General features: G+C 70.1%; 15 protein-coding genes. 7 read left to right on the top strand and 8 right to left on the bottom strand.

Annotation, left to right across the window (positions count from 1 at the left end; all coding sequences use genetic code 11):
* Positions 1-419: 419 nt before the first annotated feature.
* The 4 genes from ABQ271_RS13785 to ABQ271_RS13770 all read right to left on the bottom strand — a co-directional run bounded on the left by ABQ271_RS13785 (position 420) and on the right by ABQ271_RS13770 (position 5,598).
* The gene (locus ABQ271_RS13785) at positions 420-1,091 is read right to left on the bottom strand and encodes a response regulator transcription factor (protein ID WP_349309301.1); all 672 of its coding nucleotides are present in this window, start codon (positions 1,089-1,091) and stop codon (positions 420-422) included.
* On the bottom strand, positions 1,088-2,332 hold the full coding sequence (locus ABQ271_RS13780) for a sensor histidine kinase (protein WP_349309300.1): 1,245 nt from the start codon (positions 2,330-2,332) through the stop codon (positions 1,088-1,090). The genes ABQ271_RS13785 and ABQ271_RS13780 overlap by 4 nt, the downstream gene beginning before the upstream one ends.
* A 571-nt stretch (positions 2,333-2,903) precedes the next feature.
* Complete coding sequence (locus tag ABQ271_RS13775; RefSeq protein ID WP_349309299.1) at positions 2,904-3,602, bottom strand: hypothetical protein; 699 nt, start codon at positions 3,600-3,602, stop codon at positions 2,904-2,906.
* Between the two features lie 1,156 nt (positions 3,603-4,758).
* Complete coding sequence (locus ABQ271_RS13770) at positions 4,759-5,598, bottom strand: exodeoxyribonuclease III (protein WP_349309298.1); 840 nt, start codon at positions 5,596-5,598, stop codon at positions 4,759-4,761.
* 52 nt (positions 5,599-5,650) lie between these two features.
* Here ABQ271_RS13770 and pyrE point away from each other — a divergent pair, with 52 nt between their 5' ends.
* Positions 5,651-6,229, top strand: a complete 579-nt coding sequence (gene pyrE, locus ABQ271_RS13765; RefSeq protein ID WP_349309297.1) for an orotate phosphoribosyltransferase — start codon at positions 5,651-5,653, stop codon at positions 6,227-6,229.
* 3 nt (positions 6,230-6,232) lie between these two features.
* Here pyrE and ABQ271_RS13760 read toward each other — a convergent pair whose 3' ends face one another.
* Complete coding sequence (locus ABQ271_RS13760) at positions 6,233-6,379, bottom strand: hypothetical protein (RefSeq protein WP_349309296.1); 147 nt, start codon at positions 6,377-6,379, stop codon at positions 6,233-6,235.
* A 60-nt stretch (positions 6,380-6,439) separates the two neighbouring features.
* On the opposite strand from ABQ271_RS13760, the gene ABQ271_RS13755 reads away from it, so the two are divergent.
* Both ABQ271_RS13755 and ABQ271_RS13750 read left to right on the top strand, forming a co-directional pair.
* Positions 6,440-7,393, top strand: coding sequence for an SDR family NAD(P)-dependent oxidoreductase (locus ABQ271_RS13755; RefSeq protein WP_349309295.1), 954 nt, complete (start codon positions 6,440-6,442; stop codon positions 7,391-7,393).
* Positions 7,394-7,774: 381 nt separating this feature from the next.
* On the top strand, positions 7,775-8,119 hold the full coding sequence (locus ABQ271_RS13750; RefSeq protein WP_349309294.1) for a TfoX/Sxy family protein: 345 nt from the start codon (positions 7,775-7,777) through the stop codon (positions 8,117-8,119).
* Between the two features lie 3 nt (positions 8,120-8,122).
* On the opposite strand, the gene ABQ271_RS13745 is transcribed toward ABQ271_RS13750, so the two are convergent.
* The 3 genes from ABQ271_RS13745 to ABQ271_RS13735 all read right to left on the bottom strand — a co-directional run bounded on the left by ABQ271_RS13745 (position 8,123) and on the right by ABQ271_RS13735 (position 10,803).
* Entirely contained in the window at positions 8,123-8,761 is a 639-nt protein-coding gene (locus ABQ271_RS13745) for a metal-dependent transcriptional regulator (protein ID WP_060915908.1), read from the bottom strand.
* Positions 8,762-8,771: 10 nt separating this feature from the next.
* A complete protein-coding gene (locus ABQ271_RS13740) occupies positions 8,772-10,052 on the bottom strand; it encodes an Nramp family divalent metal transporter (RefSeq protein ID WP_349309293.1) in 1,281 nt (426 codons plus the stop codon).
* A 61-nt stretch (positions 10,053-10,113) separates the two neighbouring features.
* Complete coding sequence (locus ABQ271_RS13735; protein WP_036309554.1) at positions 10,114-10,803, bottom strand: response regulator transcription factor; 690 nt, start codon at positions 10,801-10,803, stop codon at positions 10,114-10,116.
* A 111-nt stretch (positions 10,804-10,914) separates the two neighbouring features.
* Between ABQ271_RS13735 and ABQ271_RS13730 the strand changes: the two genes are divergently transcribed.
* Genes ABQ271_RS13730 through ABQ271_RS13715 form a run of 4 tightly spaced genes read left to right on the top strand, consistent with a single transcriptional unit; the run spans position 10,915 to position 14,468 of the window.
* Positions 10,915-11,538: a hypothetical protein gene (locus tag ABQ271_RS13730; RefSeq protein ID WP_349309292.1), complete on the top strand. Its 624-nt coding sequence runs from the start codon at positions 10,915-10,917 to the stop codon at positions 11,536-11,538.
* Positions 11,535-12,587, top strand: a complete 1,053-nt coding sequence (locus ABQ271_RS13725) for a peptidoglycan-binding protein (RefSeq protein ID WP_349309291.1) — start codon at positions 11,535-11,537, stop codon at positions 12,585-12,587. Before ABQ271_RS13730 ends, ABQ271_RS13725 begins: the two co-directional genes overlap by 4 nt.
* Entirely contained in the window at positions 12,584-13,288 is a 705-nt protein-coding gene (locus ABQ271_RS13720; protein WP_060915904.1) for an ABC transporter ATP-binding protein, read from the top strand. Before ABQ271_RS13725 ends, ABQ271_RS13720 begins: the two co-directional genes overlap by 4 nt.
* Complete coding sequence (locus ABQ271_RS13715; protein ID WP_349309290.1) at positions 13,281-14,468, top strand: ABC transporter permease; 1,188 nt, start codon at positions 13,281-13,283, stop codon at positions 14,466-14,468. Before ABQ271_RS13720 ends, ABQ271_RS13715 begins: the two co-directional genes overlap by 8 nt.
* Positions 14,469-14,490 lie beyond the last annotated feature (22 nt).

The following is a 14,490-nucleotide window of genomic DNA, read 5'->3' as shown; positions in this document are numbered from 1 at the left end:
CGGCATCCGGTGCGAAACACCATGCGGGGACGCGTGTCTTGTCCCGGATCGCGTTTGTCGGCGCAGGGGCCGGGGTGCACGCGGGGGGGCGACGGAGGCGCGGGCTCGGGCCGGGGATCGCGGCTGGGGCGGGCGGCCTGCGCCCGGGGGGAGCGCCGAGAAACGGCATCCGGGGCGAGACACCATGAGGGGACGCGTTTTTCGCCCCGGATTGCGTTTGTCGGCGCGGGGGCCGGGGTGCACGCGGGGCGACGGGCACACGCGGGGCGACGGGCACACGCGGGGCGCCGGGACACACGCGGGGTGCCGGGCGGGGCGCCCGGCACGCGGGGCGCCGGCGCACGCGGGGTGCTCGGGCGGGGCGGGGTGACGGGCGTGGCGCCCGGCACGCGGGGCGCCGGGTACCCGCGGCGCGTGGCTCAGGCGAGGCCGTGGCGGTGGGCCCAGACGACGGCGGCGACGCGGTCGCGGGCACCGAGCTTCTGCAGCACGTTCGACACGTGCGTCTTCACCGTCGCCTCGCCGATGTAGAGCTCCCGGGCGATCTCGCCGTTGCTCATCGCCTGCGCGAGCAGCCGCAGCACCTCGGCCTCGCGGTCCGTGAGCTCCACCGGGAGGCCGGGCGCGGCATCCGCTGCACGGGGGAGGGATGCCGCCGGCTCCGCCTCGGTCGCGGCGAACCGCGCGATCACGCGGCGGGTGACCGTCGGCGAGAGCAGGGCGTCGCCCGAGGCGGCGACGCGCACGGCGTTCGTGAGCTCTTCCGGGCCGGCGTTCTTCAGGAGGAATCCGCTCGCCCCCGCCGACAGCGCCTGGAACAGGTAGTCGTCGCGGTCGAAAGTCGTCACGATGACGACGGATGCCGCGACCCCCGCATCCGCCACGATCCGACGCGTCGCCTCGAGACCGTCCATGTCGGGCATCTGGACGTCCATGCAGATGACGTCGGGCTGGAGCTCACGCGCCGACGCGACCGCGGCGCGGCCGTCGCCGGCCTCGCCGACGACCTCGATGTCACCGGCCGCCTCGAGGATCATGCGGAACCCGGCGCGCATGATCGCGTGGTCGTCGACCAGCAGGACGCGGATCATGCCGGCACCGCCGGGGAGACCGGCACGTGCACGCGCACGAGAAAGCCGCCCCGAGGCCGAGCCCGTGCCTCGAGCGAACCGCCCGAGGCGGCCGCGCGCTCGCGCATGCCGACGAGGCCGAGCCCTGCGCGGCCCGAGATGGGCGGGCGGCCGGTGTTCGCGACCTCGAGTTCGACGTCGCTCGTCCCGTACCGCAGCCGCACGTCGGCCGTCGCGCCGGGACCGCCGTGGCGGCGGGCGTTCGTGAGTGCCTCCTGCGCGATGCGGTACAGGTTCACCTGCACGAGCTCGGGCGTCGGCGTCGCCTCGCCCACGACGGACAGCGTTGTCGGCAGGCCGTTGTCGTTCGCGTGCGCGACCAGCTCGACGAGCCCATCGAGCCGCAGCGTCGATCCGCCGGGAGCGTCGGTCTCGGGGGTGCGGAGCGTCTCGAGCAATTGCCGCAGCTCGCTCAGCGCCTGCCGTGCCGATGTCTCGACGCCGGTCAGCGCGGTGCGCGCGGCATCCGAATCGCGCTCCAGCACCGTGCGTGCGGCACCCGCCTGCACCCCCATCGCCGAGACGTGGTGCGCGACCACGTCGTGCAGCTCGCGGGCGATGCGCACCCGGTCGAGGGCAACGGCCTGCGCAGCCGAGCGCTCGCGCTCGAGCTCGAGCTCGCGGGTGCGCTCCTCGAGCGCGGCCCGCTCCATGGCGCTCGTGTACGCGCGCTCGCCGAAGAGGTACGCCCCGCCGAAGAACGCCACGTTCACCAAGAACTGGATCATCGCGAATGCCGCGAAGGGGGAGAAGGGGCCCTCACGCGAGAGACCGTCGTCGGATGCCGCCGACTGGAAGATCGAGATCATCAGCCACACGAACATCGCGACGATGAGGAGGGCTCGCACGAGCGCCGCGCGGCGCCGGTCGGCCACCCACGAGCCGACCGTGTACATCCCGATGAACAGCGAGACGTTGCCGACGTAGAGCTCGGGGATCCGTATCGAGACGCCGATGAAGAAGGCGGTCGAGACGACGATCAGGACCGACATGGGGTAGCGCCGACGGAGGGCCAGCGGAGCCGAGATCGCGGCGGAGTACAGCAGCCCCCAGACCAGGTCCGGGTGAGCGCCGCGGTAGACACCCGAGACGCTGCCCAGGGCCGTGCTGAGCATGGCGGCGATCAGCAATCCGGCAGCCAACCAGGCGTCGTGGCGTCGTTCGTCCGCGGTGGCGGCGCGGCGGAGCATCGAGTCGGGCATGCTCCCCACGCTAGAGGGGGCGGCGGGGTCCGGCATCCGTCGTGCGGGGGAACCCGCGGCGCGCGGCTCGCGTCAGAAGATTCGAGACGATGGCGCTCACGTCGAAGTCTTCTCCGTTAGGCAAACCCCGCCCGCGTCGACCTCGAGACCGCCTAACTCCACGATCTGGATCGTGGAGTTAGGCGGCTAGCTAGCTGGCCGCGTCTACCGTGCTATTCCATGGCGCATACCAGACGCTGCTGACCGGCGCGTCACGCTCGGCGGACTTGGCGTGATCTGCCCGAGGTCTGGCGCTTCCGGCTGTATGCAGCGACCGCACTGGACCCAAGCAGTTGCGTATCTCTCCCGCGATTCCCGGCTCCGGCCCCCGGCGGCTTTACGCCGCCGCGGATACTCCAGTGGCGAATCGACCGGACGGCGGCAATGCGGATCTAAAACCCGACCATCGGCGCCGCTTCGAAGATCGGCCACCAGTTGTCGTTGTGCGAAGCGGAAGTGCGATTGCCGTCTGCACGTGGGTGGAACCACGGTGTCCCTTCCCAGGTTGCTAGTCCAGGACACCGTGAGGCACTCAGTAGTCCTGGACGCTGTGTGCGGAGGTGCCACTCACTCGGAGCCCGAGATACTTGGACGAGGAAGCCCCGGAGATGTCAGTGCAAGCCATTAGCCAGTCGGCCTTCGCCGGGTTGCCGTTGTTGCCGACTTTCTTACTGATCTTGAACTCTTCGGTGGTGCAGCTGTTACCCGAATCCCAGCCCCGGCCACCGATGTACGTGATCGAGCCTGCATTGGACGCGCGAGAGTAGTTGGCATCGAAGTGCATGTTATGCCACGCGGTCCAGTGATAGACCTGGCACCCCCTATAAGCACTTCCACCGGCTCCGCCTGACATTTTGCAGTTCTTGATCGCGCGCAGCGAGGTTCCGCCGTCCGCATCAGTCACCTCCGTGCTGACCCCGAGGCTGTCGAAGGAACCATCGGGGTAACGCTTCACTGGGAACGTGCCCAGTTCGTTGGTGACGTCGTCAGTGGAAGTCGGAACCGCACCCGGCAGCTGTGCGTCCAGGGTTGCTCCGCTCAGCGCCTTGGCAAGGAGGCTGGCGCGAAGTTCCTGAGGGACTTCAAATCGAGCCATGTTCTCTTCAAGGAACGCTGTCGCCTTTTCCTCGGCCGGCGTGGTGTTCGCGAGCGCCGCGGCAGTGCCAGCAAATCCCAGCATTGAGACCGCAGCAGCGCCGACAGCGATAAGGCCGGCGATCCGCCGGCCCAAACGACCTCGTCCTGCATCGTATTTATACGTCTTCAATTCGTTCCCCCCGGTTTGTTTGAAGTGGCGGCCGTGAGCCGTCCCGTTGACCCTATCGGTGTGAGTGAGTTGTGGCCAAGCATCAACGTCGAGGGGCGCACCTGCGCAGGTCTCAGGGGTAGACGGATCACGTCCTCCTGAGCGGCAACTACTGCGCTGATGCCCGTGATTGCCGTGATGACAGCTTGCACGTGTGATCGGGTCATGTTGCCCTGATCAAGGCAAGGACGGCACCACCGACGGCTACTCGCTTCGTGTCGCTATCATAAGTTTCGACTCACGCATCCTGGCCCCAATCTTTCGTCCTCGGCCCCGCGGCAACACTGTCCGCGGTTGCTGGAACCGTAGCGATCCCTCTTTATGGCGAAAGATGAAAACCTAGGCGGCCGCGCGAAATTCTCTCGCTGAAGCCAGTCGCAGATGACCCGCCCTGCATAGACCACGTAGTCGCCGACCGGGCCTACTGATCGCGTCTACGCTCCATCGGCAACAGGAAGGCACCTGCCGCTGCTGCGATTGGCGCCGAGACCGCGATTGCCCACCCCAGGCCCAGTCATTCGCGATCAGGATGAATCCTGCGGATGAACTGGCGAGATCGACGATCAGGCCCGTCGCGGTGACTGCTCTCTGTGCACGCCGCGGCTGACCGCTTCTCCGGCGTTCGAAACTGAGGCATCAACAGTTCCCATCAGACGCGAGGTAGTAGACCCCAACGGCCGCAAACGTCGCGTCGCCAATGGCGGATTTCGTACTGATCACCCTCGCCGCGCTTGGTATCGAGGAGCCTGCTGTGAAAGGGCTAGGGCGAATCGAGCGACGTGGGTGGCAAAGGGTGGGAGCCCAGTGATCGCCGATGTGGCGCCACGCTGAAATAGCTCGGTCTGTGGGGTCGATGTTGTTCACGGGATCGGCGCCGGCATGCGCGTATCGGTTGGCGTGGTTGGGGTCGAGCGGGCTGCCGGGGGTGTCCTGTTGAGCCCAGCGGCCGAGGGTGGTGTTGCACTAGCGGTTGGCAAAGTGGACCCATCCGGTGGCGCGAGCTTGGATGCCAGCCTTCAAAAGGGACGGGTATTGGGTTTGCCGGGTGCCGCCGCTATCGTCCCGCGGCGTGCGGCTCGCGTCAGAAGATCATCGGACGGTCGTCGTCGTCCTCGCCGTCGAGATCCAGGTCGACGACGACGGGAACATGGTCGCTCGGAATCTCACCCTTGCGCTCGTCGCGGTGGATGGATGCCGCGACGACGGCGTCGGCGAAGGCCGGGGAGCCGAGGATGAAGTCGATCCGCAGGCCCTCATTGCGGGGGAAGCGCAGTTGCTTGTAGTCCCAGTACGTGTAGCCGGTCGGCACCAGCGGGCGGACCGTGTCGACGAGGCCGGCGTCGAGGAGCGCCTGGAACGAGGCGCGCTCCTCGGGGGAGACGTGGGTCGACACGCCTTGGACGATCGTCGGGTCGCCGTTGTCGGCATCCGTCGGGGCGATGTTGAAGTCGCCCACGAGGGCGAGCGGCAGGTCAGGGCGAGCCGCGAGGGTCGACTGCGTATAGGCGCGGAGAGCCTCGAGCCAGTGCAGCTTGTACGTGAAGTGGGGGTCGTCCAGTCCGCGTCCGTTGGGGACGTAGAGGCTCCAGACCTTGACCCCGTCGATCGTCGCTCCGAGGGCACGTGCCTCCTGCGGGGCATCCGGACCCTCGTGCCCCTTCAGGAACCCGGGCATATCGGGGAAGGCGTACTCGACGTCGGTGATCGGCTGGCGGCTCGCGATGGCGACGCCGTTCCACTGATTCAGGCCGTGCGCCTCGACGTGGTACCCGGCCTCTTCGAACGCCTCGTAGGGGAACTGCTCGGGCTTGCACTTGATCTCCTGCATCGCCAGCACGTCGATGCCCTCGCGCACGGCGAATTCGACGGTGCGCACGATGCGCGCGCGGATGGAGTTGACGTTCCAGGTGGCAAGCCGCATGGTTCCCAGCCTAGATCGGGCGTCCGACGCCGCCGGTCGTAGACTCGTCCCCGTGACCGTCGCCTCTACGCCCGCACTCGAAGCCGACCGCCAGAGCCTCATCTCGCTTATCCAGGAGGAGGCCGTGTTCCACGGCGACTTCACCCTGTCGAGCGGCAAGAAGGCGACGTACTACGTCGACATGCGCAAGCTCACGCTCGACCACCGCGCGGCTCCCGCCATCGGCCGGATCATGCTCGACCTCATCCGCGACGTCGACGGCATCGTCGCGGTCGGCGGTCTCACGCTCGGCGCCGACCCCATCGCCAACGCCGTCATGCACGAGTCGGCGCGCACCGATGCTCCGCTCGACGCGTTCGTCGTCCGCAAGGAGCCCAAGGACCACGGCCGCGGCCGTCAGGTCGAAGGAGCGGATGTCGTCGGCAAGCGCGTCATCGTCGTCGAAGACACCTCGACCACCGGTCAGTCCGCGCTGAAGGCCGTCGAGGCGCTCCGCCGCGCGGGTGCCGAGCCCGTCGCCGTCGCCGTCATCGTCGACCGCAAGACCGGCGCGCAGGCCGCCGTCGAAGCCGAAGGCCTCACGTGGCTGGCCGCGATCGACCTCGACGACCTGGGCCTGAAGCCCCAGTAATCCCTACTTCGGCTCGAGGTCGTCCCACGGCTTGCGGTCGTCATCGTCGTGGCCGCGTCCGCGCACCATCCGCACGACGACGAGCACCAGCGACGTGACCAGCGAGAGCCCGACGACGGCGAACAGCAGGTTCTGCTCGAGTCCGTTCATGCCTCAACTCTCCCACGAGGGGGATGCCGCGAGGTGGCGCCCGAGCGTAGGGTCGAGGGTGTGGCGCGAGATGACTGGGACCCCGACGATCTGCCCGATCTGAGCGGCCGTCGATACCTCGTCACCGGGTCGAACACCGGACTCGGATTCTTTTCCTGCCTGCAGCTCGCCGGTGCCGGCGCGCACGTCATCATGACGGCGCGGAACCCGTCGAAACTGTCCCGCGCGCGGGCCGCGATCCTCGCCCAGGTGCCGGATGCCGACCTCGAGACTCTCGCGCTCGACACGAGCAACCTCGGCTCGGTGCGCGCCGCCGCGGCGACGGTCCGCGGACGCGTCGGGCTGCACGGTGCGCTGTTCAACGCCGGCATCGTCCACCCGCCGAAGACGCGGGAGGTCACCCGCGACGGGAACGAGCTCGTGATCGCCACGAACGCGCTCGGGCACTACGCGCTCGCAGGTGCCCTCCTGCCCGCCCTCGCCGCAGCGCGCGGCCGGATGGTGTGGCTCGGTTCGGTCGCGACGAAGCTCTTCCCGTGGGATCCGATCGACCCCGAACTCGTCGACGACTACACCCCGTGGCGGGCGTACGTGCAGTCCAAGGTCGCGACGTCGGCGATCGGTTTCGAAGCCGACCGGCGGCTGCGGGCGGCATCCGTCCCCGTGGCCAGCCTCGTCGCGCACCCCGGATACTCGCTCGGCGGCCGCACCCGGCGCATCGCGGGAGTCAGCGCACCCACGCGCCGCAAGCGCCTGATCGGCGGGTTGCAGGCCGTTGTCTCGCAGTCCAAAGAGAGCGGGGCGTGGGCTCCGGTGCGCGCCCTCACCGACCCGGAGGCCGAGGGCGGGCAGTACTGGGGTCCGTCCCGCATGTACACGGGCCTCCCGGCCCTCGCGAAGGCGCCGCGCATCACGATCGACCCCGATGTCGGCGCCCGCATGTGGCACTACGCCGAGCACGCGACCCGCGCGGAATGGCCGTACCTCAAGGGCCGGCGGCTGCGCTTGCGCTGACGCGCGGTGGCGGCTGCGTGCGCTGACGTGCTGTTGTGGTCGCCTGCGTGTGACGGATGCACGATCGGTGGGGCGGGAGTGATCCGGTGGGGCGGATGTGGCGGGATGCCACGAGTCGGTCGTGCGGATGGTGGGCCGTGAGACGGGACGGGCCGCTGCGCTGGCGGCTGCGGCGCGGCGACGGATGTGCGACCCCTCCAGCGCCGCCGTGGTCGTCTGCGTCTGACGGATGCACGATCGGTGGGGTGGGAGTGACCTGGTGGGGCGGGTGTGACGGGATGCCGGGGGTCGGTCGTGCGGATGGTTCGCCGTGACGCGAGGCGGCCCCTTGCCCCGAGGCATCGGAGCCACTAGGGATGAACCCAGGACGCGGGAGGCGACATGGCGGATCGGGTGACGGTGGCGCCTGAGGTGCGCGAGATCCTCGACGAGGCGCGGACGATCATCGGCGACCGGGCGGTCCGGGAGATCTCGATGTTCGGCGCCATCGCGCTCATGGTCGACGACTCGATGGCGGTCGCCGTCTTCAAGAGCGAGTCCCTGCTCGTCCGGGTCCGGGACGACGAGGATGCTGCCCTGCTCGCCGAGCCCGACGCGGAGCGCTCGCACATGGGCGAACGGTCGATGGGGCTCAGCTGGTTGCGGGTCGCCCTCGACCCCGAGCACTCGCGGCTGGAGTTCTGGGTGCGGGCAGCGCTTCGCCGACCCGGCAAGAGCGCGGCCTGACCCTCAGGCGGTGAGCCAGACCGCCTGCGCGGCAGCGGGCGGCAGATCGATCGTCGGGCCGCCATCGACCTGGACGGCGTCGCGGCCCGTCGCGGTGACGGTGTGGCCGACGTCGAGACCGCGCTCCTCGAGCGTGCGGAGGAGCGCGGGGTCGCGGTCCGAGACCCGCAGCACCCGACCGGTGTGGCCGATCGTCGCCTCGGCGAGGAGGACGAACGGCTCCCGCTCGACGGATCCGTCGGGGCCGGGGATCGCGTCGCCGTGCGGGTCGAACCGGGGGTGATCGAGGCGCGCGTCGATCCCCGCGAGGAGGCGATCGCTGATCGTGTGCTCGAGCACCTCGGCCTCGTCGTGCACCTCGTCCCACGCGTAGTCGAACTCGCGGACGAGCCACGTCTCGATGAGGCGATGCCGGCGGATGACCGCGGTCGCGCGGCGGGTCCCGGCATCCGTCAGCGAGATCGGGCCGTACGGTCGGTGCGACACGAGGCCCTGCGCCGCGAGCTTCTTGACCATCTCGGTCACCGACGAGGGCGCGAGTCCGAGTTCGCCGGCCAGCACCGACGGGGTGACGGGATCGCTCTGCCACTCGGTGTAGTGGTAGATCGTCTTCAGGTAGTCGTCGACCGTGGACGCGGGCACGGACCCCAGATTATCCGCCGAACAGGGTGAGCCAGAGCAGCAGCCCGTTGAGCGCGACGAGGAAGATCGACGCGAGGATGCCGGCCGCCGTCGTCCACGCGCGGTTGCGGTACCCGCCCAGCAGGTCCGCCTTCGCCGTGAGCGCCACGAGGGGAATGAGCGCGAACGGGATGCCGAAGCTCAGGATCACCTGGCTGAGGATCAGCGCGAACGTCGGGTCGACGCCGACCGCGAGGATCACGAGCGCCGGGACGAGCGTCACCAGGCGCCGGACGAGGAGCGGGATGCGGACGCGCAGCAGTCCCTGCATGATCTCCGCCCCCGCATAGGCGCCGACGGCGCTGCTCGCCAGGCCGCTCGCGAGCAGGCCGACCGCGAAGAGGGTGGCGACGACCGGCCCGATCCCGGACTGCAGCGCGGCGTACGCGCCCTCGAGGCTGTCGGTGCCGGGCACCCCGTCGAGGTTCGCCGCGGCGAGCAGCAGGATGCAGAGGTTCACGCTTCCGGCGATCGCCAGAGCGATCGTCACATCCCAACGGGTGGCGCGGAGCACGCGGCAGGTGTCGATGGCGGCGTCGGCGGCGGCGGCATCCGTCGTCGTCCGGCCGGTGGCCGGCCGGAACCGGTCGCGGGCGAGCGAGCTGTGGGCGTAGATCGCGTGCGGCATGATCGTCGCGCCGAGGATGGAGGCCGCCAGCAGCACCGAGTCGGTGCCGTCGAAACGGGGGAGGAGACCCTCGACGACGCCGCTGGCGTCGGGCGGTCCGATGAAGACGCCGTAGGTGAAGCCGAGGACGATGATCGCCATCAGCCCGATGATCACGAACTCGAACGGGCGCGCACCGCCGCGCGACTGGATGAGCAGCAGGACGATCGACACGGCGCCGGTGATCAGCCCGCCCCAGACGAGCGGCACCCCGAACAGCAGCCACAGCGCGACGGCGCCGCCGATGATCTCGGCGACGTCGGTGGCCATCGCGACGAGCTCGGCCTGCAGCCAGTAGGCGCGGCGTGCGGTGTGGTTGCGGATGCGGGCGCCGAGGATCTCGGGCAGGCTCCGGCGCGTCACGATGCCGATCTTCGCCGAGAGGTACTGGATGAGCCAGGCCATGACGTTGCCGAGGACCACCACCCAGACCAGCAGGTAGCCGTATCGGGCGCCGGCGGTCATGTTGCTCGCGACGTTGCCCGGATCGAGGTACGCCACTCCCGCGACGAGCGCCGGTCCGAGCAGCCAGGCCGCGCGGGGGCCGCGCACCCGGGGCGACTCCACGAGCACATTTTTCGGCATACCGAAAAATCTAACAGGACCGAAGGATGCCGGGAAGCAACGTCTGCGCTCGCGGCGACGCTCAGGCCGAGGCGGACTCGAGCTTGTACCCCACGCCGTGCACGGTGACGATCCTCGCGGGCCGCTGCGGGTCGTTCTCGATCTTCAGTCGCAGGTTCTTCACGTGGGTGTCGATGGTGCGCGGCCCGATCCACCGGTCGGAGCCGTGCAGGTGGTCGAGGAGTTGCGACCGGCTGAGGACGATCCCCGCCTGGGTGGCGAAAACGAGCAGCAGATCGAATTCGGCGCGCGTCAGTTCCACGGGCCGAGCGTCGACGGTCACCGTCCGGCGTTCGGGGTCCACGACGAGGTCCCCCACAACCACGTCGGGTCGGGTCGTCGTGGTCGGCAGCGCCCGCCGCAGCAGCGCGCGGACACGGCCGACGAGCTCGCGCGGGCTGTAGGGCTTCGTGACGTAGTCGTCGGCGCCGAGCTCGAGGCCGAGGAGCAGATCGTTCTCGGTCGATCGCGCCGTGAGGATCAGGATCGGTAGGTCGTACATCTCCTCGCGGAGCGTGCGGCAGAGGGTGAGTCCATCGAGTCCCGGCAACATCACATCCACGATCAGCAGGTCGGGTGAGGACGCACGGATCGCGGCCAGCGCAGCCGCTCCGTCGCCGATGACATGCACATCGTGACGTTCGCGCTCCAGGTAGCGGCGGATGAGCTCGGACTGCAGTTCGTCGTCCTCGACGATCACGATGCGGGCCACGTCATCGACTGTAGGCGGGCGACCGGAACGCCGACGGTCTCGGCACCGCATCCTCACAATCCCCTCACAACCGGCGATCACTGTGGAGGCGACGACAGAGATCGGAGAACCATGTTCCGCCATTCGACCCGCCCCCTGGGTGCCCTCGTCGGCATCGCGCTGACCGTGCTGTTCGCGACCGGCTGTGCAGCCGGCGCTGCGCCGCAGGGCCAGGATGCCGCCCCCGTTCCGGACGATCAGATCGCGAGCCTCGAGACGGCGGCGCCCGAGAAGACGGCGACGGAGGACCCGCTGATCGCCGAGTACGGCGAGCCGGTACGGCTGCGCCTCGACATGACCGATGAGGAGAGCGAGGCGGCGTGGCAGCCTCGCGAGCGATGCCTCGCCGATCGGATGCCGAAGGCGACGATCACGGGCGGCCAGGACAGTGGTGTGGGCGTCGCGACGAACGACGACCCCGGCGCCGCCGCGGAGGCGGAGGCGTTCTGCATGAAATTCGCCCCGTTGCCGCCGCACGAGCTCGACGCGCAGAACCCCGACGCGCTGCGGTTCGCGCAGAAGGTGGTCGACTGCCTGCACGCCGCTGGCGTACGTTACGTCGAGATCACCCCCGCCGACGAGTTCGGACAGATCGCCTTCGCTTTCGGCGGTGAGCAGAACGACTCGACGTCGATCTCGCTCGGCATGGCGAAGGTCGACGGGTGCGTCGCCGACGTGTCGGGCGGCGCCCGATGAGCCGCGATCGGCGCCGTCGCACCCTCGCCGTCGCGGCAGCCGCTGTCGGGGCGACTCTTCTCCTCGGCGCGGGCGGGGTGGCCGCTGTGACGAGCGCGAGCGAGCAGTCCCCGAAGGCCGCGCCGTCGCCGCAGACGGAGCGAGCGACAGCCGTGATCGAGCGGGGCGACCTGTCGTTGACCGCGACCCTGGACGGATCGATCGGGTTCGTCGGCGCCGAGCCCGTGTCGGTCAAGGCCAAGGGCACGATCACCTGGTTGCCGGCGCCCGGCGCCGACCTCGGTCGAGGGGCGACGGCGCTCCGCGTCGACGACCTCCCCATCCCGGTGCTCATCGGGAAGACGGCGCTCTACCGCCCCCTGACCTCGTGGGGCATGACCGGTGCCGACGTCAGCATGGTCGCGGAGAACCTCATGGAGCTCGGTTACCTGCAGCGGGCCGACCCGAAGGACGCGCGGACGAACAGTGCGTTCCGCACCGCTGTCCGTGCCTGGCAGACCTCGCTCGGCCTCGAGCGGACGGGAGACATCGCTCCGACGGACGTCGTCGTCCTCGCCGCCGACAGCCGCGTCGCGAAGGTGACGGCCCGGCTCGGCGACGCCGCGGCCGGGACGCCGTTCACCGCGTCGACGACCACGAGGATCGTCGAGGCGGCCGTGCCTGCCGGCGACGCGGGACTCGTGGGTGCCGGGGCTGCGGCGGAGGTCGAGCTGCCCGACGGCCGGGTGCTGAAGGGCACGATCCGCGACGTCGGCACGGCGGGGGAGGGCGCGCAGTCCCAGGTGCGCGCCACGGTCGACATCGCCGACCAGAAGGCTGTCGCCGAGGTGGATGCCGGGGCCGTCGTCGTCCGCGTCGTGACGAAGACCGTCACCGACGTGCTCATCGCCCCCGTACCTGCACTCATCGCGCTCGCCGAGGGCGGGTACGCGCTGCAGGACGAGTCCGGGCGGCTGCACGCCGTCACGATCGGGCTCATCGCAGACGGCCGCGTCGAAGTGGCCGGCGACGGCATCACCGCCGACATGACGGTGGTGACCGCACGATGACCACCCCCGCCCTCGAGCTCGATCGCGTGGGCCGCGTCCATCCGGGCGGCGTCGCAGCACTGCGGGACGTGTCGCTCCGGATCGACGCGGGCGAGATCGTCGCGATCGTCGGAAGGTCCGGCGCCGGCAAGTCGACGCTCCTGAACGTCCTCGGTACCCTCGACCGGCCCACGAGCGGAACTGTCCGGGTCGGTGGGATAGATACGGACGACCTCGACGATCGAGCGCTCTCGACCCTGCGGGGACGGACGATCGGCTTCGTCTTCCAGAGCTTCCACCTGACCGACGGCGTGAGCGCCGAAGACAACGTCGCGACGGCGCTCCTCTACAGCGGCGTGCCGCGGCGACTCCGACGCGATCGCGCCCGAGCGGCGCTCGAGCGGGTCGGGTTGGCTCACCGCCTCTCGCACCGCGCTCGCGACCTCTCCGGCGGGGAGCGCCAGCGCGTCGCCATCGCCCGCGCGATCGTCACCGAGCCGCTCGTGGTCCTGGCCGACGAGCCGACCGGCGCGCTCGACAGCGCCAACGGCGAACGCATCGTCGACCTCCTCGAGCGGCTCAACCGGGAGGGCACCACCGTCGTGGTCATCACCCACGACGCCGGCTTGGCCGAACGGATGCCGCGTCGCATCGAACTCCGCGACGGCGGGATCGTGGCGGACACGGCCGCCCCCGCCGACGAGGAGGTCGCTCATGTCTGACCGCCGGCCTCGCCTCGGCATCCGGGACCTTCTCGCCCTCGGCACCGTGGGGCTGTTCACCCGCCCGCTGCGCGCCGTACTGGCCTCGCTCGGAGTCGCCATCGGGATCGCCACCCTGGTGACGGTCACCGCTCTGCCCGCGTCGTCGCAGGCCGCGCTCGATCAGGAACTCACGAAGCTCGGCGCGAACCTGCTGCGCGCCGATCCGAGGGTGGGCGTCGACGGTGAGCCGATCCCGCTCCCTCCCGAGTCGCGCGGCATGCTGCAGCGGATCGGTCCGGTCTCGGACGCCGCCACGGTCGGAAACGCGCATGCGGGAGTACGGAGCAACGCACTCCGCGACTACGTCGAGAGCGGTATCACGACCCTCGCCGTGACGGGCGACCTCCTCGGCGTGCTCCGCGGCGAGCTGGCAGAGGGGCGGTGGCTCGGCGACGACCCGATGCCGGTCGTCGTGCTCGGTTCGGATGCCGCAGACCGGCTCGGACTCTCACGGCTCCCCGACCACGCCGTGTCGATCGACCTCGGCGGCATCCCCTTCCAGGTCGTCGGCATTCTGAAGGACACCCCTCTCGCGCCCGACCTGCAGTCGGCCGTGCTCGTCAGCGACGCGGCCGCCCGGCACTGGCTCGGCTTCGACGGTGCCCCCACCGTCGCCTATCTCACCGGCGCCGAGTCGCAGATCGAGGCGCTCCGGCCCGTCGTCGCCGCGACGCTCTCGCCGGGGGCCGCCGGCATGGTGCAGGTCAGTCGCCCGTCGGCCGTGCTCGCCGCGAAGGATGCCGCCCAGGCGAACTTCGACGGACTGTTCCTCACCCTGGCCGGGATCGCCCTCCTCATCGGCGGGATCGGTATCGCGAACACGATGTTCGTCTCGGTGCTCGAGCGCCGGAGTGAGATCGGGCTGCGCCGGGCGCTCGGTGCGCATCGGGGGCAGATCCGGTCGCAGTTCCTCGTCGAAGCAGTGGTCCTCTGCTCGATGGGCGGGCTCCTGGGGGTATCGCTCGGGCTGCTCGGCACGGTGCTGTGGAGTGCCACGCAGGGGTGGCCGGTGGTCATCCCCGTGGCGACGATCGTCCTCGGCGTGACGGCATCCCTCGTCACGGGGGCGCTCGCCGGACTCGCACCGTCCATCCATGCGGCGCGGCAGTCGCCGACCGCTGCGCTCGCCGCGGGATGAGTGGCGCAGCGGATGCGGGGGC

It is taken from the genome of Microbacterium sp. MM2322, assembly GCF_964186585.1.
In the GTDB taxonomy this organism is placed as follows: Bacteria; Actinomycetota; Actinomycetes; order Actinomycetales; family Microbacteriaceae; genus Microbacterium.
Note: the sequence above shows the minus strand (reverse complement) of the source record. Positions and strands in the feature narration are given on the sequence as shown.

Coding starts and splice junctions, on each gene's coding strand:
- ABQ271_RS13785 (WP_349309301.1), bottom strand. CDS start 1,091: ATGATCCGCGTCCTGCTGGTCGACGACCACGCGATCATGCGCGCCGGG.
- ABQ271_RS13780 (WP_349309300.1), bottom strand. CDS start 2,332: ATGCCCGACTCGATGCTCCGCCGCGCCGCCACCGCGGACGAACGACGC.
- ABQ271_RS13770 (WP_349309298.1), bottom strand. CDS start 5,598: ATGCGGCTTGCCACCTGGAACGTCAACTCCATCCGCGCGCGCATCGTG.
- ABQ271_RS13760 (WP_349309296.1), bottom strand. CDS start 6,379: ATGAACGGACTCGAGCAGAACCTGCTGTTCGCCGTCGTCGGGCTCTCG.
- ABQ271_RS13750 (WP_349309294.1), top strand. CDS start 7,775: ATGGCGGATCGGGTGACGGTGGCGCCTGAGGTGCGCGAGATCCTCGAC.
- ABQ271_RS13740 (WP_349309293.1), bottom strand. CDS start 10,052: ATGCCGAAAAATGTGCTCGTGGAGTCGCCCCGGGTGCGCGGCCCCCGC.
- ABQ271_RS13730 (WP_349309292.1), top strand. CDS start 10,915: ATGTTCCGCCATTCGACCCGCCCCCTGGGTGCCCTCGTCGGCATCGCG.
- ABQ271_RS13725 (WP_349309291.1), top strand. CDS start 11,535: ATGAGCCGCGATCGGCGCCGTCGCACCCTCGCCGTCGCGGCAGCCGCT.
- ABQ271_RS13720 (WP_060915904.1), top strand. CDS start 12,584: ATGACCACCCCCGCCCTCGAGCTCGATCGCGTGGGCCGCGTCCATCCG.
- ABQ271_RS13715 (WP_349309290.1), top strand. CDS start 13,281: ATGTCTGACCGCCGGCCTCGCCTCGGCATCCGGGACCTTCTCGCCCTC.